This window comes from Duganella violaceipulchra (assembly GCF_019166075.1).
GTDB lineage: Bacteria > Pseudomonadota > Gammaproteobacteria > Burkholderiales > Burkholderiaceae_D > Rugamonas > Rugamonas violaceipulchra.
Genome location: NZ_JAHTGR010000001.1, coordinates 324,662 through 348,861, shown reverse-complemented (window position 1 = coordinate 348,861; position 24,200 = coordinate 324,662). Strand labels below are relative to the sequence as shown.

Below are 24,200 nucleotides of genomic sequence, written 5' to 3'. Positions count from 1 at the left end.
GTATCAACGTGAAAAACCAAAACCCCGGCCTGTTCGACTTCCTGCCCGACTCGCCTGATGAAATCATTTGCGGCGTCGACGAGGCGGGCCGCGGCCCGCTGGCCGGCCCGGTGTACGCGGCAGCCGTGATCCTGGACGTTTCGCGTCCGATCGAGGGCCTGCGCGATTCGAAGAAGCTGACCGAAGCGAAGCGCGACCTGCTGGCGCCGCTGATCAAGGCCAACGCGCTGGCGTGGGCGATCGCCGAGGCGTCGGAAGAGGAAATCGACAAGCTCAATATTTTGCAGGCGTCGATGCTGGCGATGCGGCGCGCGGTGGAGGCGCTGAGCACCGTGCCGACGCTGGCCCTGATCGACGGCAACCGCTGCCCGGTGATGAAGATACAGAGCATCGCGGTGATCGGCGGCGACGACAAGGTCGATGCGATTTCGGCCGCGTCGATCCTGGCCAAGACCGCGCGCGACGCCGCGCTGGTGACGCTGCACGCGCAATATCCGCAGTACTGCTTCGACCAGCACAAGGGCTATGGCACCGCGCTGCACCTGGCGCGCCTGCGCGAACATGGCGCCTCGCCGGTGCATCGCCGCTCGTTCGCGCCGGTGCGGGCGGTGCTGGAAGAATTCGCGCTGCGCGCGGGAGGTACGGCATGAAGACCATCACTTCGCGCGACAACGCGCAGTACAAGGAGCTGGTCAAGCTGGCCGGCAGTTCGCAGGCGCGCCGCAAGTCCGGCCGCACTCTGCTGGACGGCGTGCACCTGTGCCAGGCCTATTTGCAGCTGCGCGGCCTGCCGGAGCAGTGCATCGTCAGCGAGACGGCGCTGCACAACCCGGAAGTGATGGAGATCGTCGGCCGGCTGGAGGTGCAGCACGCGCACGTGCTGGGATTGCCCGACGCGATGTATAACGCCGTCAGCCAGGTGGAACATGGCGTCGGCGTGATGTTCCTGATCGAGACGCCGGAGCGCGCCGTGACCGAGCCGCTGGCCGTGTCGGCGGTGCTGCTCGATAACGTGCAGGACCCCGGCAACGTCGGCTCCATCCTGCGCAGCGCGGCGGCGGCCGGCATCACCCAGGTGTATTGCAGCGCTGGTTCGGCGTTCTGCTGGTCGCCCAAGGTGCTGCGCGCGGCCATGGGCGCGCATTTTGTGCTTGATATCTTCGAAAATGTCGACCTGGCGCAGCTGGTGGCTTCGTCGAAAGTGGCCTCGCTGGCCACCAGCGGCTACGCCACCCAGCGCCTGTATGACGTCGACCTGCGCCAGCCGGTGGCGTGGCTGTTCGGCCACGAAGGGCAGGGCGTGGCGGACGACCTGCTGTCGATGGCGACTCATCAGGTGGTGATACCGCACCTGGGCCAGGTGGAGTCGCTGAACGTGGCCGCGTGCGCGGCAGTATGCTTTTTCGAGCAAGTCAGGCAGAATCAGATATAACTGATTTATTGGAGCCGTCGATGGATATCGCGCAGTTGCACTTTCTGGTAGCCGAGGGAGATCAGGTACAACGCCACGCGCTGGCCGATATCCTGGTGCACCTGGGCGTGGGCCGGATCACGCAGGCGCCCGACGGCCACACGGCGCTGCGCCATTTCAGCGCCGGCATCACGCCGCAGGTGGATATCGCCATCATCGACCTGGCGCTGCCGGGCATGGACGCGCTGGAGCTGATCCGCCGCCTGTCCGAAGCCAAGTCCCGCATGGGCGTGGTGGTGGTGGGCGCGCAGTCGAACGCGGTGCTGTTCTCCGTGGAGACCATGGCGGCGGCCTACGGCATCAATATGCTGGGCGCGATCGGCAAGCCGGTGATCGGCGGCCGGCTGGAGGCGCTCATCACCAACTACCTGCAACCGGAAGAAGCCCGCAGCGACGCCGCGCACGCCAAGGCGCCGCCGATCTCGTTCGCCGAGGTGGGGCAGGGCTTGCAGATGCGCGAGTTCGACCCCTTCTTCCAGCCCAAGATCGAGCTCGAGACCGGGCAGGTCAAGGGGCTGGAGATGTTCGCGCGCTGGCGCCATCCGCTGTATGGCGTGCTGGGACCGGCGTCGTTCATGCAGGTGCTGGAGGAGAACCGGCGCATCGATTTCCTCGACTGGAGCATGATCGAGAAGTCGGTGGCTGCCTGCCGCACCCTGCACGACCAGGGCATACCGATCTCGTTTTCCATCAATGTCGACCAGGGCACGCTGGCGCATCCGCAGTTCATGGAGCAGATCGCGGCCTGCCTGGAACGGCACCGCATCATGCCCGACTACATCACCTTCGAGATGACCGAGTCGGCGGTGCTGACCACCGATCCGCACTTCCTCGAACGCTTGCTGCGCTTGCGCATGAAGGGCTTCGGCCTGGCGATCGACGACTACGGTACCGGGCGCAGCAACCTGCAGCTGCTGGCACGCATCCCATTTTCCGAATTGAAGATAGACCGCAGCTTCGTCGACGGGGCCTCCAAGAAGCAGGCCATCGGCACGGTGCTGCGCTCCTTCCTTGGACTGGCGCGCAGCCTGGATCGCCGCTCGGTGGCGGTGGGCGTCGAGACCAAGCAGGATTGGGACTTCCTGCAAGGGCTGGGCTGCACCTACGCGCAGGGTTACTACATCGCCAAGCCGATGCCGGTCGAAGAGTTTCCGGCATGGCTGGCGGACTGGCAGCACTTCTTCTGACGCCTCATTTGAGCTACACTGTTGTCTCAAAGGAGATGATTATGAAGGCTCTGGAAAAACGGACTACATTTCACCACCTCTATCGGGTTGATCCGCAAACCCGCATCGCCGCGATACGCAAGGGCATTCCGGCCTCGATGGTCGGCGAGCTTTCCTCGACGATGGGGATGAGCAAAGAGCTGCTGCTCGGCAGCCTTGGCCTGTCCCGCGCAACCATCAGCCGGAAGGAAAAGGACGAAACGGCGTTGTCGAAAGACGAATCCGAGCGTGTCCTGGGGGTGGCGTGCTTGATCGGCAAAGTGCAAACGATGGTGGAAGAGTCCGGCGTTCCGGCCGGTTTCGACGCCGCCCGGTGGGTTGCTGACTGGCTGGCCAAGCCGTTGCCGGCGCTCGGCGGCGCGACGCCGGCAAGCTATATGGACACGTTCGAAGGGCAAAAACTGGTGGCTGAATTGCTGTCCATGAGCCAGAGCGGGGCCTATGCATGACGATGTCCTTATGGCGCATTGCCGTCGAGGCGCCAAGCTATAAGGCCAATGATCTGACCGGCGCCGGCGCCAAGATGTCAGGGGGGCGTTGGAACAACATCGGCACGCCACTGATCTACAGCGCCACGAACATTGCCCTGGCGACCATTGAAACGATCTTGCACATACGCAGTGGCGGCCTGCCATTCAACCGCTTTCTGGTGCGAATCGACGTTCCCGACGTCGTCTGGAACTCGCGCCTTGTGCTCGATCCCTTGCCTGGCGGATGGGATGCAATTCCGTGCGGCATGACAAGCCGGACGACAGGGGATGCCTGGGTGGCATCGGGCAGTTCGGCATTGTTGCTTGTGCCGTCGGTAAGCGTGCCGGACGAATACAATGTGTTGATTAATCCCCAGCATCCCGATGTGGCCTCCATTACGGCCACAACCATCAAGCGCTGGATCTACGACCCTCGTTTCTTCTCCTGATTTGGTTTGCGCGCCGTCAAACACACGCGCAGCCAAGAAAAGCACACTGAATATCCGCCGTCCGTCCGGGCCGGCGATACTCAGACGAGGTGCGACATGGCTCACTCCAAAGACGATAGCGGCGCGGTAGACGGCGCCGGCTCGATACTCAGCACAGTGGCGGGACCCGCCGAACCGCCGCAGCCCTCCCGGCTCGGCCCTCCGAATCCGATCGCCGAACAGCTGCTGGAAAAAGTCACCAGCGACGAGCAGCTTGCCGCCGCGATGCCGTTCAACGAAACCAAGCCGCTCGAATACGGCGATGCAGCATTCACCCCGCACGCGGGCGAAACGCGCACGCCGTCGAGCGCCTTCGCCACCGCCAGCACCAGCACCGAGACGGTGGCTTCGCCCAAGGACGGCGACGGCCAGCCCGACCTCGGCGCCAATCCGCTGGACGGTCCGCTGGACCGCGTGCGGGTCGACGACAGCGGCCGTGAACTCACCACCAACCAGGGCGTGAAAGTGGCCGACAACCAGGACAGCCTGAAGATAGGCCTGCGCGGCCCGACCGCGATGGAGGACTTCATCCTGCGCGAGAAGATCACCCACTTCGACCACGAGCGCATCCCGGAGCGCGTGGTGCACGCGCGCGGCTCGGCGGCGCATGGCTACTTTGAAAGCTACGCCGACCACAGGGCCATCACGCGCGCCTCGCTGTTCGGCGCGGCCGGCAAGCGCACGCCGGTGTTCGTGCGCTTCTCGACGGTGGCGGGGGAGCGCGGCTCGGCCGACACGGTGCGCGACGTGCGCGGCTTCGCCGTCAAGTTCTACACCGACGAAGGCAACTGGGACCTGGTCGGCAATAATATGCCGGTGTTCTTCATCCAGGACGCGATGAAGTTCCCGGACCTGATCCACTCGGTCAAGCCCGAGCCGCACAACGGCATGCCGCAGGCGGCCAGCGCGCACGACACCTTCTGGGACTTCGCCTCGCTCAGCCCTGAGATCACGCACATGCTGATGTGGCACACCTCCGACCGCGCGATCCCGCGCAGCTACCGCATGATGCAGGGCTTCGGCGTGCACACTTTCCGGCTGGTGAACGCGCAGGGCGCCTCACTGTTCTGCAAATTCCACTGGACGCCGACGGCCGGCACGCACTCGCTGGTGTGGGATGAGGCGGCGCGCCTGACCGGCGCCGACCCGGACTACCACCGCCGCGACCTGTGGGAGGCCATCGAGGCCGGCCAGTTCCCCGAGTGGGAGCTGGGCGTGCAGACTTTCACCGCCGAGCAGGCGGCGCAGTTCCCCTTCGATATCCTCGACCCGACCAAGATCGTGCCGGAGGAAATGGCGCCGGTGCAGCCCATCGGCAGGCTGGTACTGGACCGCAATCCCGACAACTTCTTCGCCGAGACCGAACAGGTGGCCTTCTGCGCCGCGCATGTGGTGCCGGGCATCGACTTCAGCGACGATCCGCTGCTGCAGGGACGCATCCATTCGTACATCGACACGCAGATCTCGCGCCTGGGCGGCGCGAACTTCCACGAGATTCCGATCAACAGCCCGGTCGCGCAGATCCACAACAACCAGCGCGACGGCATGCACCGGCAGTCGATCAACCGCGGGCGGGTCAGCTACGAGCCCAATTCGCTGGCGGGCGGCTGTCCGTTCCAGGCCGGCGCCAAGGGTTACGTCAGCTTCCCCGAGCCGGTGGCGGCCAGCAAGGTGCGCGGCAAGCCGGAGCTGTTCGCCGACCACTATTCGCAGGCGCGGCTGTTCTGGAAGAGCCAGACGGCGGTCGAGCAGAACCACATCATCGCCGCCTTCCGCTTCGAGCTGACGCGGGTGCAGACGCCGGCGATCCGGCGCCGCATGGTGGCGGGGCTGGTCAATGTTGATCAACAGCTGGCGGCCGGCGTGGCGGACGGCCTGGGCATGGCGGTGCCGCCGGCGCTGCCGCTGGCCACCGATTTGCCGATGCATGACTACCCGCCGTCGCCGTCGCTGTCGCTGTTCAGCCGCCCCGGCACGACGGGCATCAAGACCTTGAAGGTGGCGCTGCTGGTGGCGCCCGGCGTGGATGCGGAGCAGGCGAGGCGGCTGTACGCGGCGCTGCTGGACGGCGGCGCCGTGCCGCGCCTGATCGGCGAGCGCATAGGCAAGCTGCCGGGTACGGACCTGGATGTGGAGATCAGCTTTGAGACGGGGCCGTCGGTGCTGTGGGATGGCGCCATCGTGCCGGACCGCGACGACGCCTACGCCGGCCTGGCGGCGGCCGACACGCCGCACAGCGACACGCCGGGCGGTACGCAGCTCAACCGCGACGTCGCGGCGCAGGAGTTCCTGCGCTTGCAATACCGGCACGACAAGCCGCTGCTGGCGATCGGCAACGGCGCGCAATTGCTGTACGCGGCCGGCATTCCGCAGGATCTGCCGGACGGCGAGCCGGACCCCGGCGTCATCGTGGCGGAGCGCGGCGTCGGCGAATCGGTGCTGGCGCTGTTCGAGACGGCGCTGGCGCGTCGACGCGTCTACGCCCGCGAGACCGATCCGCCGCGCGTTTGACGTCATTCCCGCGCAGGGCCTTCGGCGCAGTATCGTCAGTCCGGCTGATAGCTGCTGCGCACGCCGTCCAGCAACGATGCCAGGGACGGGCGGTCGCGCCAGCGGCCTTCCGCCATCACACCCAGCGGCGTGCGCAGGGTCGATAGCCCGTCCAGTGGATTGTGCTCGGTCAGCACCAGATCGGCGCGATAGCCTGCGACCACCTGCCCGAACGGTACGCCGCCCTTGGTGCGGGCGATGAAGGCGCCGGGCGCGCTGGTGGCCGTTGCCAGCGCCTGGTAGCGGCTCAGGTGCCCGCCTTCCAGTTCCGCCAGATTGTCGTGCAGCGAATAGCCCGGCGCCACGCCGGGTATGGTCGGCGCGTCGGTGCCCGACAGCAGTTCGACGCCACCGTCGGCCAGCGCCTTGGCCAGCCGACGCAGGAAGGCCAGCTTGGCCTCCAGCCGCGCCGACTTGCCGCCGTAGCCGCTGCGGCGCCACGTCTGCACGTCGGCCGGAGCCACGTAGGCCGTCTGCGGCGCGGCGAGTATGGCCCGCAGCGCCTCGGGATGTCCGAGCTGGCTGGCGATCGCCCGGTAGGTCACCAGGTCGGCGATCACCGCCGCGCCATGGCGTTTGGCCAGCGCCACCGCTTCGGGGATGCGCGCCTCATCAGGCGGCGCATCGGTTTCCTGCACGCCGGGCGCAGTGAAATAGGTGTAAAAGAATTCCTCCAGATGCGCGACCAGCACCTGGCCCTGTGCCAGCTGGCGCTCCAGCCGCACCGTCGTCACGCCATGGCCGACCAGCGGCAGGCCTTGGGCGCGACCCGCTTCTGCCAGTGCGCTGAACACATCCGGCGCCAGCCCCACATACACCTTGATGAAATCGTAGCCGTTGGCGGCCGCCAGGTCGACCACCGCGCGCGCCTGCGCCGGGGTCTTGACCTGCAAGCCGTTGTAGTCCGGCGTGCCGTCCACCATCAGGCTGGCGTAGACATGCGGCCCCGGCAGCGCACCGCGCGCCACGGCCGGCACGATGCTGTCGACCAGGTTGGCGCGGGCACCGCCCATGTTGAGCAGCGTGGTAACACCGTTGGCCAGGTACAGCGCCATGTCATTGCGGGTCTCGGAGTGGGTGTGCATGTCGGCCAGGCCGGGCGACAGCCATGCCGCACCGTGGCCATCGACGACGCGGTAGCCGGCCGGCGCAGGCAGCGCCGCGGCAACCGCTTCGATGCGGCCATCCTTGACCAGCACCGTCCGGTCGCGCAGCACGCGCTCGCCGTCCATCGGCAGCACGTTGACGTGCACGAAGGCGGTCGATTGCGCCCACGCCGCGACCGGCGCCAAGGCGGCGAACAGCAGCGCAATCAGGCGCATCTCAGTACTCGCGCCGGTTGGGCTTGATCTCTTGCAGAATGGTGGTGGAGATTTCCTCGATCGACTTGGTGGTCGAGGACAGCCAGCGTATGCCTTCGCGCTTCATCATCATCTCCGCCTCGTTGACCTCGTAGCGGCAGTTTTCCAGCGCCGCGTACTTGCTGCCGGCGCGCCGTTCGTTGCGGATCTCCGACAAACGCTCCGGCGTGATGGTCAGGCCGAAGATCTTGGACTTGAACTCGTACAGCGACGACGGCAGCTTGCCGCGCTCGAAATCGTCCGGGATCAGCGGATAATTGGCCGCCTTGATGCCGTACTGCATCGCCAGGTACAGGCTGGTGGGCGTCTTGCCCGAGCGCGACACGCCCACCAGGATCACGTCCGCCGACGACAGGTTCTTGTGCGACTGGCCGTCATCGTGCGCCAGCGAGAAGTTGATCGCCTCGATGCGGTTCTTGTATTCCTCGCTGTCGACAATGTTGTGCGAGCGGCCGATGGTGTGGGTCGACTTGGCGCCCAGTTCCTGTTCCAATGGCGCAACAAATGTTTGGAACATGTCCATGTACATGCCCTTGCACAGGCGGATCACGTCCGACAGCTCGGCCTTGACCAAGGTCGAAAAGATAATCGGACGTTGACCGTCGGTTTCAAACGCTTCATTGATTTTTCGTACCGCGTCGTGCGCCTTGTCCAGCGTGTCGATGAACGGCAGCCGGATCTGGCGGAAACGCAGCTCGAATTGGGTCAAAACCGAGTGACCAAAGGTTTCAGCCGTGATGCCGGTGCCGTCGGAAACGAAGAAGACCGTGCGGGCTGCCGCGGGCAGGGGAGGTCGTTGTTCTTGTGTCATGTAGAGTAAGCCTGTCATTATTGTGAATCGTCAATTTGGGCCGCAGGCTGTAGAATGGGCGCCATAGGTAAGATTGTGCTGCACGACGACCAGAATAACAAGAAACAAAGTCTGCGCCTCGCTGGAAGATTTCTATCATCAAAAGGGTGTCACTATGTCCAACGCAGCATTGAAGGAGCAAAGCAACGGAGCGGTTTATGTCGCATCGTTCGAAAACTTGCGCATGACGGATGTTGAATCCGTCGGCGGCAAAAACGCCTCATTAGGCGAAATGATCAGCCAACTGGCTGGCGCCGGCGTCCGGGTTCCGGGCGGCTTCGCCACCACGGCCCAGGCCTTCCGCGACTTCCTGTCGCACAGCGTAGCCGGCGGCAAACCGCTGGCCGACCGCATCGCCGACCGCCTGGCCGACCTGAATATCGACGACGTGCGCGCGCTGGCGCAAGCGGGCGCCGAGATTCGCCAGTGGATCGTCGAAACCCCGTTCCAGCCCCGCCTGCAACAGGAAATCGAGACCTTCTACAAGCAGCTGGTGGCCGATTCCGCCACCGAGATGTCGTTCGCCGTGCGCTCCTCGGCCACCGCCGAAGACTTGCCGGACGCTTCCTTCGCCGGTCAGCAGGAGACCTTCCTCAACGTGGTCGGCATCGAAAACGTGCTCGACGCGATGAAGCACGTCTTCGCCTCGCTGTACAACGACCGCGCGATTTCGTACCGCGTCCACAAAGGCTTCACCCACGCCGAAGTCGCCTTGTCGGCCGGCGTGCAGCGCATGGTCCGTTCCGACCTGGGCGCGGCCGGCGTGATGTTCACCATCGACACCGAGTCCGGCTTCAAGGACGTGGTCTTCGTCACCTCCAGCTACGGCCTGGGCGAGACGGTGGTGCAGGGCGCGGTCAATCCGGACGAATTCTACGTCCACAAGCCGATGCTGGAAAAAGGCAAATCGCCTGTCATCCGCCGCAACATCGGCTCCAAGCTGCTGAAGATGGAGTTCACCAACGAAGCCAAGGCTGGCCGTTCGGTCAAGACCGTGGACGTGCCGGTCGAGCTGCGCAACCGCTACTCGCTGAACGACACCGAAGTGGTGGAACTGGCCAAGTACGCCGTCATCATCGAAAACCACTATGGCCGTCCGATGGACATCGAGTGGGGCAAGGATGGCCGCGACGGCAAACTGTACATCCTGCAGGCGCGTCCTGAAACCGTCAAGTCGCAGCAGAAGGCGACCGACGTGCAGCAGCGCTTCAAGCTGAAGTCCTCCGGCACGGTGCTGGCCTCCGGCCGCGCCATCGGCCAGAAGATCGGCGCCGGTCCGGTGCGCGTGATCCACGACCCGGCCGACATGGAACGCGTGCAGCCGGGCGACGTGCTGGTCGCCGACATGACCGACCCGAACTGGGAACCGGTCATGAAGCGCGCTTCGGCCATCGTCACCAACCGCGGCGGCCGTACCTGCCACGCGGCGATCATCGCCCGTGAACTGGGCGTGCCTGCGGTGGTCGGTTGCGGCGACGCCACCGAGATCCTCAAGGACGGCACCTTCGTCACCGTGTCCTGCGCCGAAGGCGACGAGGGCAAGATCTACGACGGCCTGCTGGAAACGGAAATTTCGGAAGTGTCGCGCGGCGAGCTGCCCAAGCTGCCGACCAAGATCATGCTCAACGTCGGCAATCCGCAGCTGGCTTTCGACTTCCAGTCGGTGCCGAACGGCGGCGTTGGTTTGGCGCGTCTTGAGTTCATCATCAACAACAACATCGGCGTGCATCCGAAGGCGATCCTGGAATACCCGAACATCGACGCCGACCTGAAAAAAGCGGTGGAGTCGGTCGCGCGCGGCCACGCCTCGCCGAAAGCTTTCTACGTCGACAAGCTGGCCGAGGGTATCGCCACCATCGCCGCCGCCTTCTGGCCGAAACCGGTGATCGTGCGCCTGTCGGACTTCAAGTCCAACGAGTACAAGAAGCTGATCGGCGGTTCGCGCTACGAGCCGGACGAGGAAAACCCGATGCTGGGCTTCCGCGGCGCGGCGCGCTATCTGGCGGCCGACTTTGCCGGCGCATTCGAAATGGAATGCCAGGCCATGAAGCGCGTGCGCAACGACATGGGCTTGACCAACGTCGAGATCATGGTGCCGTTCGTGCGCACCCTGGGCCAGGCCGAGAAAGTCGTCAACCTGCTGGCCAAGAACGGCCTGGTGCGTGGCGAAAACGACCTGCGCCTGATCATGATGTGCGAAGTGCCATCGAACGCGCTGCTGGCCGACCAGTTCCTCGAACACTTCGACGGCTTCTCCATCGGTTCCAACGACCTGACCCAGCTGACGCTGGGCCTGGACCGCGATTCCGGCATGGCGCTGCTGGCGGCCGACTTCGACGAGCGCGATCCGGCGGTCAAGGCGCTGCTGTCGATGGCGATCAAGGCTTGCCGCGCCAAGGGCAAGTACATCGGCATCTGCGGCCAGGGTCCTTCCGACCATCCGGACTTCGCGGTCTGGCTGATGGAGCAGGGCATCGAGTCGATGTCGCTGAACCCGGATTCGGTGATCGACACCTGGCAGAAGCTGGCGGCGATGCAAAAGTAATCGTTAAGTTGAAATACGTTGACGCAGGCGTAAATTGGTTTAGACTGGTGTTATCGAATTGAGTTGCAAATAACACTATCAATACCAACGGACCTTGCAGCAAAAACCCTCGCAGCCCGCACCGGGAAGCGGGGGTTTTTGCATTTTTAAACCTGAGAGGAGTGCATCATGGCTGACTGGAGCTTTTGGTTGGTCGCCGCCGGCGCCACCGTGATACTGGAACTGTTCAGCGGAACGTTCTACCTGCTGATGATCGCCATCGGCCTGGTGTCCGGCGCGTTGGCGGCGCTGCTGGGCTTCGGCATGGCGCTGCAGACGCTGTTCGCGGCCGTGGTGGGCATCGCCGCCACCGTGCTGCTGCGGCGCAGCCGCTTCGGCAAGCTGATTAACCGCGCCAAGGCCGAGCACGACCCCAACGTCAACATGGACATCGGCCAGACCGTGCATGTGCCTGCCTGGCAGGACGGCGCGGCCCGCGTGATGTATCGCGGCGCGCTGTGGGATGTGGAACTGGCGCCCGGCATGACGCCGGCGCCCGGCCAATTCACGATACGCGAAGTACGCGGCAGCCGCCTGATCGTGGCGGCTTAAGATTTACCCACCGGAGAGCTTTATGGATATCAGTTTCGGCAATGTCAGCTTCATCATCTTCATCCTGGCCTTGGTGTTCGTCTTCAAGACCATCAACGTCGTCCCGCAGCAGCATGCCTGGGTGGTCGAGCGGCTCGGCAAGTACCACGCCACGCTGGGCCCCGGGCTGAACATCGTGATTCCCTTCGTCGACCGCATCGCCTACAAGCATATCCTGAAGGAGATCCCGCTCGACGTGCCGCCGCAGGTCTGCATCACGCGCGACAACACGCAGCTGCAGGTGGACGGCATCCTGTACTTCCAGATCACCGACGCCATGCGCGCCTCGTACGGCTCGTCCAACTACATCACCGCCATCACGCAACTGGCGCAGACCACCTTGCGCTCGGTGATCGGCCGCATGGAACTGGACAAGACGTTTGAAGAGCGTGACCACATCAACACCGCCATCGTCAACGCCATCGACGAATCGGCCGCCAACTGGGGCGTGAAGGTGCTGCGCTACGAGATCAAGGACTTGACGCCGCCGAAAGAGATCCTGCACGCGATGCAGGCGCAGATCACCGCCGAGCGCGAAAAGCGCGCGCTGATCTCGGCCTCGGAAGGCCGCAAGCAGGAGCAGATCAACATCGCCAATGGCGAACGCGAAGCGCAGATCGCCCGTTCGGAAGGCGACAAGCTGGCCGCGATCAACCGCGCCCAGGGGCAGGCCGCGGCGATCGTCGCGCTGGCCGAGGCGAATGCGTCGGCGCTGCGCCAGGTGGGCGCGGCGATCCGCGAACCGGGCGGCGAGGATGCCGTCAACCTGAAGGTGGCCGAGCAGTACGTCGGCGCCTTTTCGCAACTGGCCAAGACCAACAACTCGATCATCATCCCGGCCAACCTGGGCGAGATGAGCGGCCTGATCGCCACCGCCATGCAGGTGGTCAAATCGCAGAAGGATGGTCCGCTGGTCAAGCCGGCCAAGGCGTAAGGAGGAGCAACGATGGCAACATGGGCGGTAGACGCATTCGGCAACGATTATGCGCAGGACTGGGCGGAAGACCTGGGCCAGATCAGCAACCTGGAGGCGGTGGAAAACACGCTGGACACGGCGCTGGACAACGCCGGCGAGACGCTGGACGCGCCGTTCGCGGCCGAAGCGCTGGTGGCGATCGAAGTGCTGGCGCGCCTGCAGGGCAAGGGCGGCGAGCGCAGCGAGGACAGCGCGGCGGTCGATGAATGGGTGGATGCGCGCAAGGCCAAGGCCCGCGTGCGCACCGACCTGGCCGAGAAGGCGGGCCGCGCTATCGAACGCATCCTGTCCGAGCAATCCGAGCTGCGCGAACTATGGGCCGACAGCGAGCATTACGCCGACTGGCGCGCGGCGGTGGAAGAGCTGCGCGGCCGCATCGCCCCCTGAAACGACAAAACGCCCCGAGGGGCGTTTTTTTGATTGCGGCCGGAATTACTTGGCTGCTTTGCGACGGCGGGCGGCGAAGCCTACCAGGCCCAGGCCGGCCAGCATCATCGCATAGGTTTCCGGCTCAGGCACGGCGCTGGTCAGCGACACGTTGTCTAGCGAGGTGCCCAGGCTGTCACTGCGGCCGGTGGCGATGAACTTCAGCTTCATCGCCGAACCGTCGCCGATCAGCGTATAGGTGCGGGTTTCCCAAGCGCCGTTCAGCGAATCGTTGACGTGGGCGATCTCGGCGCCGCCCCAGTCCACTGACAGGCCTTGCGACGAGGTCGGCACGTTGATGCGGTCCTGGAACTGGAAGCTCAGCGTGTAGTGCTGGCCGAGCACGGTCTGCACGGTCTGGGTCATGCTGCTGTTCTTGTAGGTGTCGAGCTCGACGAAGTTGACGCCGTTGGCGGCCGAGCCAAACACGTGGTTGCGCAGCTCGATACCGTGCGTACCACCGGTCCAACCGGTCAGGTTGTCGTAGTTGGCCCAAGTGCCTGCCGCCTGGACGTTGGCTTCAAAGCTGCCGTTCAGCAGCAATTCGACCGGTGCGGCAAAGGCGCTGCCGCTAGCCAGCAGGGCAGCGAGTGCGACGGATTTGATCAGTTTCGTGGTTTGCATCGTTGTTATTTCCCCGTGGTGTTGTTTGTTGGTAATTTTTATTTCTTATAAAACACGACTATTGTAATTCGGTAATCGTATCGAGGCCAGCGATTTTTTCGGGCGGCGGCGGAAAACCACGTTATTGCCGCATCACAACATATCGATGCGTCCGTACAGCCCATGCGTCTCGTCGCCCGGCCCGGCGGCGAAGAACAGCGTGTTGGTGGGCTGGTTGTTGACGCCCGGTCCGAAGGCGATGCCCCATAAACCGTTGATCACGATGGCGCTGCCGTCGGCCTTGGACAGCGTGCCGCTCATGGCGCCGCTGGCCGTATCGTAGGCGTTGATCTTGCCGTCGCCGAAATTCCCCACCAACAGCTTGCCGCTGAAACTGCCGAAGTTGGACGGCGCCAGCGCCATGCCCCACGGCGCGTTCAGCGCGCCGCCCTTGACCAGTTGCTTGACCAGGTTGCCGGCGGTGTCGAACACGTCGATCGCCCCCAGGCCGGCGCCGGCCACCTCGTCATCGCCGCCGCTCTCGCGCTGGGCGTAGGCGACGTAGATGCGGTCGCCTACCGCCTGGATGCCGAACGGCGCGTAGTTGGCCGGCAGCGTGCTGTCGCGGAAGGCCCCGCTCAGTGTCACCTTGTTGAAGCCGGCGTCGAACACGTCAATGCGGTTGTTGTGGAAATCGGCGGCGTACAGGTAGTTGGCGTTGTTCCAGGTGGCGATGGCCAGGCCTTTGTAGACCGCCTGCACGCCGGCGCCGTCCACCACGGTGAGGGCGTTGTTGCGGTCCACCGCTGGCGACCAGGCGGCGATCTTGCCGCTCTCGGTGGCGAACAGGAAGGGACTGGCGTGGAAATCGCCGCTGCCGTTGTAGACGATGCCGGTCGGCGCCGGCGGCGTGGCCACCACCAGCGTTTGCGCCACGCCGTTGCCGTCGTACAGCGTAGAGGTGGAACTGCCGTTGTTGGCGACCCAGACAAAGCCGGTCGGATTGAAGGCGATGCCCCAGGCGTTGACCAGTTTGGCGTCGGCCTGGGCGGCGCTGCCGGCGGTGTCGCCGACCAGGTTGCCGACTTTGAAATGGCTGGCGACGGCCGGCGGCGCCATCGGCGTATCGTAGCCACCGCCTCCGCAGGCGGACAGCGACAGGAACAGGACGCTCAGGGTGGTGTAGTTGCGGGTACGCATGGCGACTCCTTTCGGGATCAGGGTTGATGTCCCGTGGATTCCCGCGCGCCGCCGCACGGTTCCCGCGCCGCGCGAATAAATCGTCAGAAAGCGTAGCTGGCGCCCAGCACCCAGGCGCGCGGCGAGCGCACCGGGTAGTTGTTGTAGCGCAGTGTGTCGTCCTGGGTTTGCTCGCGTGCCAGCTGCACCGTCCAGTTGCCGAACGGGATGCTGGCGCCGAGCCGGAGGTCGTAGCGCGAACTGGCCGGCATGCCGGCCCAATCCGCGCCGCGCTGCGTGCGCAGCAGGCCGGCATGGGCGATCAGGTTGAAGCGGGGATGGACAGGGTAGAACAGATTGGCCTCGCCGTACCAGGCGCGCGCCATGCGGCCCAGGTAGCGCGGCGCGTAGTACAGCCGCGCGGTGACGCGCTCGCCCGACGCGCCCGCGTAGCATTCGTTGAAGTCGTTGTCGTGCAGCTGGGTGTAGGTCGAGCGGCTGCAGCCGGCTTCCACGCTCCAGCCCGAGCGCAGCCGCAGCGCATAGCCGCCATAGGCCTGCAGCTTGGCGCCGTGCACATCGCCGATCGAAAAGCCGCTGGCGAACAAGCCCGCGTACCAGCCGCTGGCGTGGTCCAGGTTGAGCGTGAGCTGCGGCGACGGCCGGTCGTCGCCCAGCGACTGGCCGCGGTAACGGTAATCCGATTGCAGCGCGACGCTGCCGCTGATATCGGTTTGCGCCAGGGCCGGCCGTATGGGCAGGACGGGCAGTATCGCAAGGAGGGCGAGGGTGGCGCGCAGCGTCACGGGCCGACGCCACGTTGCGTGAGACCGGCGGCGGAGCACGAGCAACTGCAATGACGGAGCAGGCGGGAGATGGTGGCGCATGCGTCGATATTAACAGTGTTCAGCGCTTCGCCCGGTTGCAGCAGGCGCCGTAACTGTGCCGTCGTGGCGTTCGGTTGCAGCTGCGCCATCAGCGCCAGCATGCCGCTGACGTGGGCCGCCGCGTAAGAGCTGCCGCTGACAAACGACCAGCGCCCGCCGGGCGCCGTGGTCGGTACGTCGTTGCCGGGCGCCAGCAGCGGCGGATCGCCGTTGCTGGCGCCCGGCGTGTACTGCTTGCCGGCCTCGGCCTGTGAAGCGACCGCCAGCACGCCGCGATGGCTGGCCGGGAAGGCCGCCCCGCTGGCCTTGGCGTCGACCGCGCCGACCACGCCGATGCCGCGTTCCATGGCCACGTCCAGCAGCCGGTCCAGCAGCCGGTCCGGCGGCCCGGCCAGGCTGAGGTTGATGATCTGGGCGCCGTTCAGGATGGCGTAGTTGAGCGCCTTGCTGAGCGTGAAGCTGTTGCAGCGCGTGGCCAGGTCGGCCTGCTGCCAGCAGGCGCGCAAGCCCAGCAGACGGGCCTGCGGCGCCACGCCGAGGATGCCGCCGTGGCCGGCGCGCGCGGCGATGATGCCGGCCACGGCGGTGCCATGGTTCTCGGCCGGGGTGGCGCCGTTGTCGACGAAGTTGGCGTTGACCGCCAGCTGGCCCTGCAGGTCGGGGTGGCTGGCGTCGATGCCGCTGTCGACCACGGCCACGCGGATGTCGCGGCCGGTGGTCTGGCGGTGCAGCTCGGCCACGTGCCAGTAGCGGGCGGCGGGCTGGACCGGGTACAGCGCGTCGGCGGCTGGCGGCGGCGGGCCATCGCTGGCCATGCCCTCGAAACTCGCTACCGGCTGCGCCCATTCCACCTGCGGATCGCGCGCCAGGCTGGCGATGATGCGCTCGGCACTGTCCTGGTCCGGATAGCGCATCACGTAGCAATCGAGGCCCAGCACCGGCATCGGCCAGTCGTCCACCAGTGTCAGGCCGTGCTGGCGCGCCAGCTCCTCGGCGCGGCGGCGGCGCGCGGCGCGGCTGCTGTCGTCGATGTAGCGGCCGCCGTAGCTGGCGTCCGGGCGGAAGTGGGTGGCCGGCAGGCGCAGCATCACCAGCAACTGGTGCTCGCCGGGGACGTGGCTAGCGGGCGCCAGCACGGGCCGCAGCGTTTCATCGCCGGCCGGCGGCGCCGCCTGCTCCAACGCGGCGGCAAGCGGACTCCCGGCCAGCCCCGTCAGGCAGGCCAGCAGCACGCCAAGCCGGAGCCAGTAGGTGTTCAAGGCGCGCCACTCCCGTCCAGTGCTTCGGCCAGCCTGACGGCCGGATCGGCGCGCAAGCTTTGCAGCGCGCGTTCGCGGCCGGCGGCCGGCACGTTGAGCAAGTAGGCGTCGGTGACGGTCGGGCCGTCGATGACGCGGGCGCCCTGGGCTTGCAGGATGCGGCGCAGCTCGCGTTCGGTGGTGTCGGGCTGGAAGATCACCACCAGGTTGCCGCCGCTGCTGACGGCCGAGCCGAGCACGCGGTAGGGCGCCGCTGCGTTGTCCGGACGCAGCAGGAGCGCGCCCAGGCCGATGATCGCCACCCATTGCGCGGCCATGGTCCAGCGCAGCCACGACGGCTGGTTGGCCGCCGCCGTGCGCCACCACGATACACGCCCGGCGCTAGTGCCGGCCACAGGCGACGGCAGGGTCGCCGGCGTGCCGCCGTGTTCCTGCGGCCCGAGCGCGGGCATCAGCCGCGCCAGGGCGCGCTCCATGTCCACGCCTTCCGGCATGGCGTCGGAGGCGGCCGCCTCGGCGCGCAGTTCGCGTTCCCATTCCAGTTCGCGCCGGCATTCCACACAGGTCTGCAAATGCTCCCGCACCCGCTGCGCTTCCTCCGGCGCCAGCTGCCCGCTCGCATGCCAGGGCAGCAACTCCTGCACCGCCTGGTGGGCCGGAATGTCCATTCTGAAGATGCGCCCGTTCATCGGTTGCTCTCTCTTTCGTTCCACAACAAATCCTTCAATCTGTGCCGCGCATGAAACATGCGGGTCTTTACCGTGTTCAGCGGACACTCCACCACGTCGGCGATATCGTTGTAGGCCATGTCGTGGTAGTAGGTTAGCACCATCACGGCGCGCTGGGCAGCCGGAAGCTGGTCCAGCGCCTCGGCCACCGTCTGCCGCAGTTGTTGGCGCTTCATGGTCTGCTCCGGCTGGTTGCCGCTGTCGTCCTCGTACAGCGAGGCGTCCGACTCCACCGGTTCGTCGCTGGCCTTCAAGCCCTTCAAGGTCTTGCGGTAGGCGATCGCGAAGACCCAGGTGGAGACCTTGCAGCTGCCGTCGAAGCTGGCGGCCTTTTGCCAGACCACCAACATGGTATCGTTGACCACTTCCTCGATCAGCGCCGCGTTGCGCGCCATGCGGCCGATGAAGCGCGACAGGCGCGGAAAATACGCCCGATACAGCGCTTCGAAGGCGACACGGTCCCCGCCCGCTATCCTGGCCAGCAGGCGCACCTCTTCCGATTCCGTGTACGGGCCGCTGGTCCGGCCCCGTTCCTGTTGCATCCGCCATCCTCCATTTTCCCGTTAATACCTTGCCGAGCGAAAACGGTTCTACAAGTTGGGAAATTTAATGGTCCCATGCTACCACCGCGATTCTCGGCTAACATGGCGGCATGAACCTGAACCAACAAGTTGACCATCTGTCCGGCTTCCTGCGGCGGCACCGGCGCGTGCTGGTGCTGACCGGCGCCGGCCTGAGCACCGCCTCCGGCATCCCCGATTATCGCGACAAGGACGGCGTGCGCCGCGGCCGCACGCCCATCCAGGGGCCGGATTTCCGCAAGTCCGAGGCGGTGCGGCGCCGCTACTGGGCGCGCAGCATGGCCGGCTGGCCGACCCTGGCCCAGGCCGCGCCCAACGCCGGCCACCAGGCGCTGGCCCAGCTGGAAGCGGCCGGCCGCATCGGTGCCTTGATCACCCAGAACGTCGACGGCCTGCACCAGCGCGCCGGCACCAGCAGGCTGATCGAGCTGCACGGGAATATCCACGGCGTGGTCTGCCTGGACTGCCGCGCGCTGCACCGGCGCGCCGACATCCAGCGCTGGCTGGTCGAGGCCAATCCGGGGCAGGCCGCCAGCGCGGCGGCCGGCGCGGACAGCGTGGTGCCGGAAGCCCGTCCCGACGGCGACGCCGAAATCGAGCTAAACGATTTACAGGATTTCCACATGCCCAGCTGCGACGCCTGCGGCGGCACGCTGCAGCCGGACGTGATCTTCTTCGGCGATAACATCCCGGCGCCGCGCACGGCGGCCGCGCTAGCCATGATGGAGCAGGCCGACGCCTTGCTGGTGGTGGGTTCGTCGCTGATGGTGTTTTCCGGCTACCGCTTCTGCAAGCTGGCGGCGGCGACCGGCAAGCCGATCGCCGCCATCAACCTGGGCAAGACCCGGGCGGACGAGCTGATCGGCCTGAAAGTGGCGGCGACGGCCAGCGAGGTACTGCCGCGCCTGTTGTAGCCTAGTTCCGCTGCAACATCGAGCGGACGATGGCTTCCTTGGCCAGCACATAGTCCTGGCCGGCCAGCACGAAGTTGGTGTTCGGCTGGATCACCTTGATGTTGATGAACACCATATCGGACGTCTCCGCATAGGAGCCGACCACGATCGCCTGCGCGTTGTGGGCGGTGGCCACCTCGCCGATCTCGCGGGTGAGCATCAGCTCGCCCTGGTTGCGCTTCAGGTAGACGCTGTTGCGCAGCTTCATCTCCAGCATGCTCAGGCCGCCCTGCGCCAGGCGCGTCGACAGCTGTTCCGACACCAGCCGGCCCAGGGTCGTGGTCTGCTCCAGCGCATCGATGTTGACGATGGTGGCCATGATCAGCGGCTTGTCGGCCATCAGCTTGCCGTTCAGCTGGTGCATCAGCGAATCGGCGGCCTTGTAGTTGGCGTCGATGAACTGGTTGGAGGAGATGGTCGAATAATTGCCTTCGTCCTTGACGGGCGTGGAGGAGCAGGCGCCCAGCAACAGCGGCAGCGCCAGCACGGAGGCACGGGCCAGGGTCAAAACGTGGGTCGGCATTACATGTCTCCGCGGACTTTGAACAGTCGGGTCAATTTGGGTTCGTCCGGCTCGGGATCGACGATGCCGTACAGGATGCGGTCGCTGTCGGCCACGTAATAGGCCGAGGTGCTGCGCGCCACGTAGCGGAACTGGTCGGACACCGAGACGGTGACGATGATTTCGGTCCTGGGCGTCGCGCCGGGAGCGAACTGGGCGTTGAACCAGTCATAGGAATCCCAGGCGCCGGCGCCCACCGCCACGCCCGCCAGCAGCGGCGCTTCGATCTCGCTCAGCACCCAGACGCCGGAGGCCAGCGCGGCGCGTTCGCCGTGGTAGCGGTATTGCGGGCGGTTGGCGGTGAAGGTCACGGCCTGCACGTCCATGTCGATCTTCAGCGAGCCGGCCGGGCTGCGCGTCACCGCGTAACCGTCGTTGACCAACGAGGTGGTCAGCTGGGTGGTCAGCGCGCGCTGGAACGGGGTCGGCTCGCGCGCTTCGTTCAGGAACACCGGACGGGGCGGGCTCTTCTTGAGCTCGGCCACGATGCTTTTCTCGATATTGTCGGAAATGACGCCCCAGTGGTAGGCCGCCTGCAGCTTGGCCTGCTTGGTGGTGGGGAAGTTGGTCGCCACCGGGGTCGGCGTGTAGCGCGACGCACAGCCTGCGAGCAAAATACCGGCGGCCAGGGCCATTGCAGTTTTCAGCGCCATCATTGCCTCGTCGTCAAGAGTCTAGTCTGGTTCGCGGCCCGCGCGCAATCGGCAAGCGCCAGCCACGAATGTAAAATCATTCTTCTGCCAGTTTAGCATGGGTGTTTCTAATTAGAAACTCGTCGGGCAATAAAAAACCCGGTGCGGGACCGGGTTTTGTACAGGGCGCGCAACAGTGCCGCGGACATTTTCAGCGGCGATTGGTCTTCATGGCGGCGGCCACTTCGCGCTTGCCGTCGCGGTCTTTCTCGGTGGCACGTTTGTCGTGCATCTTTTTACCCTTGGCCAGGCCGATTTCACATTTGACGCGGCCGCCCTTGTAATGCAGGTTCAGCGGCACCAGGGTGTAGCCGGCGCGCTCGACCTTGCCGATCAGCTTGTCCATCTCGGCACGGTGCAGCAGCAGCTTGCGGGTGCGGATCGCTTCCGGGTGGATGTGGGTGGAGGCGGTCGGCAGCGCGCTGATGTGGGCGCCAAACAGGAACAGCTCGTCGCCCTTGATGGTGACGTAGGCTTCCTTGATCTGCACCCGGGCGTCGCGGATGGCCTTGACCTCCCAGCCTTCGAGGACGATGCCGGCCTCGTAGCGGTCTTCGATGAAGTAGTCAAAAAAGGCTTTTTTGTTATCGGCTATGGTCATGGGATGGTATCGGTTAAACTACTGCTTCGCGCACAGAAACGCGAATAATTCAACATCATAGCAAATGGTTAGACTATGGCAGTAGTGCACAAATCAGTTTTCCTCGGATACAGCGCGCAGCAGATGTTCGATCTGGTCGCCGCGATCGAGGACTATCCCAAATTTCTGCCGTGGTGCGGTGGGGTGGAGATCCGCGAACGCGATGGCAATACGGTGACGGCCAGCGTCGGCATCAACTATCACGGGGTCAGGCAGAGCTTCACCACCTCCAACCAAAATACGCCCTCGACCGAGATCAAGATGAAGCTGGTGGACGGGCCTTTCAAGTGCCTGGACGGCGTGTGGACCTTCAAGGCGCTGCGCGAGGATGCCTGCAAGATCGAGCTGGACCTGCACTACGAGTTCTCCAGCGCCTTGCTGGCGCAGCTGGTGGGGCCGGTGTTCGGCATGATCGCCAACAGCATGGTCGATTCCTTCTGCAAGCGGGCGGAGACGGTGTATGGCGGCTGACACCCTCAACATCGAAGTGTGCTACGCCAGCGACGCGGTGCAATTCCTGCGCGCGCTGACGGTGCCGATCGGCGCCACCATCGAGCAGGCCATCACCGTCAGCGGCGTGCTGCGGGAGGCGCCCGAAATCGACCAGGCGACGATGCAGGTTGGCATCTACGCCAAGAAGAAGACGCTCGACACCGTGCTGCGCGAGCACGACCGGGTGGAAATCTACCGGCCGTTGATCGCCGACCCCAAGAACGCCCGCCGCCGGCGCAAGTCACAAGCCTGAGCGGGGGCTGGCGGCGGCAGGCGACAGGAATGCGCGCATGCTGGCCTGCTTGAAGAACTCGGTATGCCAGACCTCCGATTGCTTTTGCTGCGGCGTGCCAAAGCTCAGCATGCGCACGTCGGCGAGTTGCGCGGCGGGCAGCAGAACGCTGCTGTACGGGACCACCACGTCGTTGTCGCTGTCGAGCAGCATGCGGTTGAGCAGGGCGCCGGTACGCTCCAGCACCGAGCTGCCGAAATCGAAATCCGCGCGGGCGTAGTAGGTGCTGGCGCTGGACAGCAAGGTGTCGCCCTGGTTCAATTGCGCGATCAGCGCCGAGCCGCTGGCCAGCGCTTCCACGCTGGGCCGTTCGAAGCCCAGCGACACCACCATCCGCGCCAGCCCGATCACCAGGTCCAGCGCCATGGCGCCGCTGAACGAGGCCAGCATCGCCGCCGTGTTGAGGAAGTGTTCGACATCATCCTGCGACGCCAGCGGCGAGCCCTGGTTGGCCGCCGCCACAAAGTAGACCTTGCCCACGCTGGCGATACGGCCCACGCGCTGCTTGCCGATGGCGGCCAGCGCAGCGTCCTGCGCGTGCGGCGCGGACGACAGCAGCGAGCGCACCACCAGGCCGCCGCGGCTGTGGCAGACGATGTCGACATCCCAGCCGGCATCGGCCGGCAGCTGCGCCAGCAAGTCCAGCGCATTCTGTTGCGGCGTCTTGGCGATGGTCCAGTGGTCGTAGCCGAACACCTGGCCGTCGTACTGCGCCAGCAGGCGCCGCATGGTGTCGTCGGCGGCCAGGTCGCTGAAGGCGCCCTCGATGGAGCTGAAGATGCCGTGCACGAACAGCAGCACCTTGCGCCCGCGCGAGGCCGCCAGTTCGGCCGCCGTCGCCGGCTGGCGCCAGCCGTGGCGCAGGCTGAGCAAGCCTTCGGACTTGTTGTGGGCCTCGACGGTCTCGATCATCTGCTGGGTCATGCGCTCCTTGACGCGCAAGGCCGCCTGCAGGAGCCAGTCCATGCGGCCGGCGGCCGCCGATAGTGGCGACGCCAGCAACTGCGCGCCCTGGCGCGGGAACACAAACTGAATGCAGCCGCTGTCCTTGTGGCGCACGATGTTCAGATGGGCGTCGGCAAGCTGGGCGGCCGGCAAAGCCGGCGCGGCGGCCAGCGTTAGAGGCGGCGCGACGATGTCGGGCGCGGCGTCGGCCAGCGCGCGTTGCAGCTCGTCATGCTTTACGAATTGCATACTTCGCTCACGATAGGATGGTCATGGCGCCAGTGTACGACGCGGTGGCCAATCGGCGCGCCGGATTGCGCAGGCGCGGCGCCGTGTCAGGCGCTTTCGCGCGCCATCAGCGTGAAGCCCAGGTCGATCTGGCGGCTGGCCGGCTGTTCGCCCTTGATGACGGCGCGCAGCAGCCTGGCCGCCTCGTAGCCGATGCGGTAACGCGGCGTGGCGACCGTGGTCAGCGAGGGATTCATCCAGGCCGAGGCCGGCAAATCGTTGAAACCGCAAATGGCCAGCTGCGACGGCACGGCGATGCCGCGCCGCTGGGCTTGGTAGATGGCGCCGTGCGCCAGGTCGTCATTGCAGCAGAAGATGGCGTCGCAATCCGGTGCTTGCGCCAGCATGCGGCCCAGCAGCTCGGCGCCCAGCGCGATGGTGGACGGCTCGCCGACCATCACCTCCAGCTTGCTGTCGGCCAGGCTGGCCTCGCGCATCGCCTGGCGGTAGCCTTCGGCGCGGCGCAAGGTGCGCTCGTCGAGCTGGGCGCCGATGAAGCCGATGCGCTGGTGGCCTTTCTCGATCAGGTAGTGCGTCATCGCGTGGCCGGCCTGCACCTGCGAGAAGCCCACCGTCAGCTGCGTGGTGTCGGTGGACATGTCCATCATCGACACCACCGGCACGCGCGAGTTGGTCAGGATCTGCTGCACCCGCGCGCTGTGGCTCAGGCCGGAGAGCAGCATGCCGTCGGGGTTGGACTGCAGATAGGTGCCGATCAGCTTTTCCTCTTCCTTGTCGGAATAGCGGGTGTTGCCGATCAGGATCTGGTAGTCGTCGGCGTCCAGCGCATCCTGGATGCCGGCCAGCACTTCGGTGAACACCGCGTTCGACAGCGACGGCACCAGCACCGCGATCACCTTCGATTGCGACGAAGCCAGCGCGCGGGCGGCGCGGTTGGGCACGTAGCCCAGCTCGACGACGGCCTGGTCGACCCGGTCGCGCAACGCCTGCGACACCATGTCCGGCTGGGTGATGGCGCGCGAGGCGGTCATGGTCGCCACGCCGGCGCGTTCGGCCACCATGGCCAAAGTGATGCGGCCGCTGGCGCGGCTCTTGTTCGCTGCTGTCTTGATCATAGGTTAGCCAATGGCGCTTGTTGATAGCGA

General features: G+C 65.7%; 26 protein-coding genes. 13 read left to right on the top strand and 13 right to left on the bottom strand.

Translation table 11 applies throughout. The annotated features are described in order from the left end of the window. The first annotated feature begins 8 nt into the window (after nt 1–8). From rnhB to KVP70_RS01380, 6 genes are all read left to right on the top strand, one after another. Nucleotides 9–650: a ribonuclease HII gene (gene rnhB / locus KVP70_RS01405; RefSeq protein ID WP_020702767.1), complete on the top strand. Its 642-nt coding sequence runs from the start codon at nt 9–11 to the stop codon at nt 648–650. Next, nucleotides 647–1,432: a TrmH family RNA methyltransferase gene (locus KVP70_RS01400; RefSeq protein WP_217940226.1), complete on the top strand. Its 786-nt coding sequence runs from the start codon at nt 647–649 to the stop codon at nt 1,430–1,432. The genes rnhB and KVP70_RS01400 overlap by 4 nt, the downstream gene beginning before the upstream one ends. A gap of 20 nt (nt 1,433–1,452) precedes the next feature. Then, on the top strand, nt 1,453–2,658 hold the full coding sequence (locus KVP70_RS01395; protein ID WP_217940225.1) for an EAL domain-containing response regulator: 1,206 nt from the start codon (nt 1,453–1,455) through the stop codon (nt 2,656–2,658). Nucleotides 2,659–2,699: 41 nt separating this feature from the next. Next, nucleotides 2,700–3,146, top strand: a complete 447-nt coding sequence (locus KVP70_RS01390; RefSeq protein WP_229224514.1) for an Xre family toxin-antitoxin system antitoxin — start codon at nt 2,700–2,702, stop codon at nt 3,144–3,146. Further along, nucleotides 3,143–3,616 carry an RES family NAD+ phosphorylase gene (locus tag KVP70_RS01385; protein WP_217940224.1) on the top strand — a complete coding sequence of 158 codons (474 nt, stop codon included), beginning with the start codon at nt 3,143–3,145 and terminating at the stop codon, nt 3,614–3,616. The genes KVP70_RS01390 and KVP70_RS01385 overlap by 4 nt, the downstream gene beginning before the upstream one ends. A gap of 96 nt (nt 3,617–3,712) precedes the next feature. Further along, complete coding sequence (locus KVP70_RS01380; protein WP_217940223.1) at nt 3,713–6,166, top strand: catalase; 2,454 nt, start codon at nt 3,713–3,715, stop codon at nt 6,164–6,166. 35 nt (nt 6,167–6,201) lie between these two features. On the opposite strand, the gene KVP70_RS01375 is transcribed toward KVP70_RS01380, so the two are convergent. Together KVP70_RS01375 and ppsR are read right to left on the bottom strand one after the other, a co-directional pair. Further along, nucleotides 6,202–7,527, bottom strand: coding sequence for an amidohydrolase family protein (locus KVP70_RS01375; RefSeq protein WP_217940222.1), 1,326 nt, complete (start codon nt 7,525–7,527; stop codon nt 6,202–6,204). 1 nt (nt 7,528) lies between these two features. Then, nucleotides 7,529–8,377, bottom strand: a complete 849-nt coding sequence (ppsR, locus tag KVP70_RS01370; protein ID WP_217940221.1) for a posphoenolpyruvate synthetase regulatory kinase/phosphorylase PpsR — start codon at nt 8,375–8,377, stop codon at nt 7,529–7,531. 154 nt (nt 8,378–8,531) lie between these two features. Here ppsR and ppsA point away from each other — a divergent pair, with 154 nt between their 5' ends. The 4 genes from ppsA (at nt 8,532) to KVP70_RS01350 (ending at nt 12,954) form a co-directional block, all read left to right on the top strand. Then, nucleotides 8,532–10,961, top strand: coding sequence for a phosphoenolpyruvate synthase (gene ppsA / locus KVP70_RS01365; RefSeq protein ID WP_217940220.1), 2,430 nt, complete (start codon nt 8,532–8,534; stop codon nt 10,959–10,961). 168 nt (nt 10,962–11,129) lie between these two features. Beyond that, entirely contained in the window at nt 11,130–11,552 is a 423-nt protein-coding gene (locus tag KVP70_RS01360; protein WP_217940219.1) for an NfeD family protein, read from the top strand. A 22-nt stretch (nt 11,553–11,574) separates the two neighbouring features. After that, entirely contained in the window at nt 11,575–12,525 is a 951-nt protein-coding gene (locus tag KVP70_RS01355) for an SPFH domain-containing protein (protein ID WP_217940218.1), read from the top strand. A gap of 12 nt (nt 12,526–12,537) precedes the next feature. Beyond that, complete coding sequence (locus tag KVP70_RS01350; protein ID WP_217940217.1) at nt 12,538–12,954, top strand: DUF4259 domain-containing protein; 417 nt, start codon at nt 12,538–12,540, stop codon at nt 12,952–12,954. 45 nt (nt 12,955–12,999) lie between these two features. On the opposite strand, the gene KVP70_RS01345 is transcribed toward KVP70_RS01350, so the two are convergent. From KVP70_RS01345 to KVP70_RS01320, 6 genes are all read right to left on the bottom strand, one after another. Continuing rightward, nucleotides 13,000–13,617, bottom strand: a complete 618-nt coding sequence (locus KVP70_RS01345; protein ID WP_217940216.1) for an FxDxF family PEP-CTERM protein — start codon at nt 13,615–13,617, stop codon at nt 13,000–13,002. A 132-nt stretch (nt 13,618–13,749) separates the two neighbouring features. Then, nucleotides 13,750–14,796 carry a TIGR03118 family protein gene (locus tag KVP70_RS01340; RefSeq protein WP_229224513.1) on the bottom strand — a complete coding sequence of 349 codons (1,047 nt, stop codon included), beginning with the start codon at nt 14,794–14,796 and terminating at the stop codon, nt 13,750–13,752. 83 nt (nt 14,797–14,879) lie between these two features. After that, nucleotides 14,880–15,581 (bottom strand): TorF family putative porin, encoded by a 702-nt coding sequence (locus KVP70_RS01335; protein WP_217940215.1) that lies wholly within the window; start codon nt 15,579–15,581, stop codon nt 14,880–14,882. Beyond that, a complete protein-coding gene (locus KVP70_RS01330) occupies nt 15,578–16,921 on the bottom strand; it encodes a S8 family peptidase (RefSeq protein WP_229224512.1) in 1,344 nt (447 codons plus the stop codon). Before KVP70_RS01330 ends, KVP70_RS01335 begins: the two co-directional genes overlap by 4 nt. Continuing rightward, entirely contained in the window at nt 16,918–17,610 is a 693-nt protein-coding gene (locus tag KVP70_RS01325) for a zf-HC2 domain-containing protein (protein ID WP_217940214.1), read from the bottom strand. The genes KVP70_RS01330 and KVP70_RS01325 overlap by 4 nt, the downstream gene beginning before the upstream one ends. Further along, entirely contained in the window at nt 17,607–18,191 is a 585-nt protein-coding gene (locus KVP70_RS01320; protein ID WP_217940213.1) for an RNA polymerase sigma factor, read from the bottom strand. The genes KVP70_RS01325 and KVP70_RS01320 overlap by 4 nt, the downstream gene beginning before the upstream one ends. Before the next feature lie 110 nt (nt 18,192–18,301). Here KVP70_RS01320 and KVP70_RS01315 point away from each other — a divergent pair, with 110 nt between their 5' ends. Beyond that, nucleotides 18,302–19,144, top strand: a complete 843-nt coding sequence (locus tag KVP70_RS01315) for an NAD-dependent protein deacetylase (RefSeq protein WP_217940212.1) — start codon at nt 18,302–18,304, stop codon at nt 19,142–19,144. A gap of 1 nt (nt 19,145) precedes the next feature. On the opposite strand, the gene KVP70_RS01310 is transcribed toward KVP70_RS01315, so the two are convergent. The 3 genes from KVP70_RS01310 to smpB all read right to left on the bottom strand — a co-directional run bounded on the left by KVP70_RS01310 (nt 19,146) and on the right by smpB (nt 21,038). After that, nucleotides 19,146–19,706 (bottom strand): FlgO family outer membrane protein, encoded by a 561-nt coding sequence (locus KVP70_RS01310; protein WP_116988674.1) that lies wholly within the window; start codon nt 19,704–19,706, stop codon nt 19,146–19,148. Then, nucleotides 19,706–20,401, bottom strand: coding sequence for a YajG family lipoprotein (locus tag KVP70_RS01305; RefSeq protein ID WP_229224511.1), 696 nt, complete (start codon nt 20,399–20,401; stop codon nt 19,706–19,708). The genes KVP70_RS01310 and KVP70_RS01305 overlap by 1 nt, the downstream gene beginning before the upstream one ends. A 187-nt stretch (nt 20,402–20,588) precedes the next feature. Continuing rightward, the gene (gene smpB / locus KVP70_RS01300) at nt 20,589–21,038 is read right to left on the bottom strand and encodes an SsrA-binding protein SmpB (RefSeq protein WP_020702788.1); all 450 of its coding nucleotides are present in this window, start codon (nt 21,036–21,038) and stop codon (nt 20,589–20,591) included. Nucleotides 21,039–21,113: 75 nt separating this feature from the next. Between smpB and KVP70_RS01295 the strand changes: the two genes are divergently transcribed. Both KVP70_RS01295 and KVP70_RS01290 read left to right on the top strand, forming a co-directional pair. Then, nucleotides 21,114–21,548 (top strand): type II toxin-antitoxin system RatA family toxin, encoded by a 435-nt coding sequence (locus tag KVP70_RS01295; protein WP_217940211.1) that lies wholly within the window; start codon nt 21,114–21,116, stop codon nt 21,546–21,548. Continuing rightward, the gene (locus KVP70_RS01290) at nt 21,538–21,822 is read left to right on the top strand and encodes an RnfH family protein (RefSeq protein WP_217940210.1); all 285 of its coding nucleotides are present in this window, start codon (nt 21,538–21,540) and stop codon (nt 21,820–21,822) included. The genes KVP70_RS01295 and KVP70_RS01290 overlap by 11 nt, the downstream gene beginning before the upstream one ends. On the opposite strand, the gene KVP70_RS01285 is transcribed toward KVP70_RS01290, so the two are convergent. Continuing rightward, nucleotides 21,811–23,055 carry an esterase/lipase family protein gene (locus KVP70_RS01285; protein ID WP_217940209.1) on the bottom strand — a complete coding sequence of 415 codons (1,245 nt, stop codon included), beginning with the start codon at nt 23,053–23,055 and terminating at the stop codon, nt 21,811–21,813. The two genes, KVP70_RS01290 and KVP70_RS01285, sit on opposite strands and share 12 nt — an antisense overlap. Nucleotides 23,056–23,141: 86 nt before the next feature. Beyond that, nucleotides 23,142–24,170 (bottom strand): HTH-type transcriptional regulator GntR, encoded by a 1,029-nt coding sequence (gntR, locus tag KVP70_RS01280; protein ID WP_217940208.1) that lies wholly within the window; start codon nt 24,168–24,170, stop codon nt 23,142–23,144. Nucleotides 24,171–24,200 lie beyond the last annotated feature (30 nt).

What these genes read in the sequence shown, in the direction of transcription:
- KVP70_RS01400 (WP_217940226.1), top strand. Translation starts at nt 647, where the DNA reads ATGAAGACCATCACTTCGCGCGACAACGCGCAGTACAAGGAGCTGGTC.
- KVP70_RS01395 (WP_217940225.1), top strand. Translation starts at nt 1,453, where the DNA reads ATGGATATCGCGCAGTTGCACTTTCTGGTAGCCGAGGGAGATCAGGTA.
- KVP70_RS01390 (WP_229224514.1), top strand. Translation starts at nt 2,700, where the DNA reads ATGAAGGCTCTGGAAAAACGGACTACATTTCACCACCTCTATCGGGTT.
- KVP70_RS01385 (WP_217940224.1), top strand. Translation starts at nt 3,143, where the DNA reads ATGACGATGTCCTTATGGCGCATTGCCGTCGAGGCGCCAAGCTATAAG.
- KVP70_RS01380 (WP_217940223.1), top strand. Translation starts at nt 3,713, where the DNA reads ATGGCTCACTCCAAAGACGATAGCGGCGCGGTAGACGGCGCCGGCTCG.
- KVP70_RS01375 (WP_217940222.1), bottom strand. Translation starts at nt 7,527, where the DNA reads ATGCGCCTGATTGCGCTGCTGTTCGCCGCCTTGGCGCCGGTCGCGGCG.
- ppsR (WP_217940221.1), bottom strand. Translation starts at nt 8,377, where the DNA reads ATGACACAAGAACAACGACCTCCCCTGCCCGCGGCAGCCCGCACGGTC.
- ppsA (WP_217940220.1), top strand. Translation starts at nt 8,532, where the DNA reads ATGTCCAACGCAGCATTGAAGGAGCAAAGCAACGGAGCGGTTTATGTC.
- KVP70_RS01360 (WP_217940219.1), top strand. Translation starts at nt 11,130, where the DNA reads ATGGCTGACTGGAGCTTTTGGTTGGTCGCCGCCGGCGCCACCGTGATA.
- KVP70_RS01355 (WP_217940218.1), top strand. Translation starts at nt 11,575, where the DNA reads ATGGATATCAGTTTCGGCAATGTCAGCTTCATCATCTTCATCCTGGCC.
- KVP70_RS01350 (WP_217940217.1), top strand. Translation starts at nt 12,538, where the DNA reads ATGGCAACATGGGCGGTAGACGCATTCGGCAACGATTATGCGCAGGAC.
- KVP70_RS01345 (WP_217940216.1), bottom strand. Translation starts at nt 13,617, where the DNA reads ATGCAAACCACGAAACTGATCAAATCCGTCGCACTCGCTGCCCTGCTG.
- KVP70_RS01340 (WP_229224513.1), bottom strand. Translation starts at nt 14,796, where the DNA reads ATGCGTACCCGCAACTACACCACCCTGAGCGTCCTGTTCCTGTCGCTG.
- KVP70_RS01325 (WP_217940214.1), bottom strand. Translation starts at nt 17,610, where the DNA reads ATGAACGGGCGCATCTTCAGAATGGACATTCCGGCCCACCAGGCGGTG.
- KVP70_RS01320 (WP_217940213.1), bottom strand. Translation starts at nt 18,191, where the DNA reads ATGCAACAGGAACGGGGCCGGACCAGCGGCCCGTACACGGAATCGGAA.
- KVP70_RS01315 (WP_217940212.1), top strand. Translation starts at nt 18,302, where the DNA reads ATGAACCTGAACCAACAAGTTGACCATCTGTCCGGCTTCCTGCGGCGG.
- KVP70_RS01310 (WP_116988674.1), bottom strand. Translation starts at nt 19,706, where the DNA reads ATGCCGACCCACGTTTTGACCCTGGCCCGTGCCTCCGTGCTGGCGCTG.
- KVP70_RS01305 (WP_229224511.1), bottom strand. Translation starts at nt 20,401, where the DNA reads ATGATGGCGCTGAAAACTGCAATGGCCCTGGCCGCCGGTATTTTGCTC.
- smpB (WP_020702788.1), bottom strand. Translation starts at nt 21,038, where the DNA reads ATGACCATAGCCGATAACAAAAAAGCCTTTTTTGACTACTTCATCGAA.
- KVP70_RS01295 (WP_217940211.1), top strand. Translation starts at nt 21,114, where the DNA reads ATGGCAGTAGTGCACAAATCAGTTTTCCTCGGATACAGCGCGCAGCAG.
- KVP70_RS01290 (WP_217940210.1), top strand. Translation starts at nt 21,538, where the DNA reads ATGGCGGCTGACACCCTCAACATCGAAGTGTGCTACGCCAGCGACGCG.
- KVP70_RS01285 (WP_217940209.1), bottom strand. Translation starts at nt 23,055, where the DNA reads ATGCAATTCGTAAAGCATGACGAGCTGCAACGCGCGCTGGCCGACGCC.
- gntR (WP_217940208.1), bottom strand. Translation starts at nt 24,170, where the DNA reads ATGATCAAGACAGCAGCGAACAAGAGCCGCGCCAGCGGCCGCATCACT.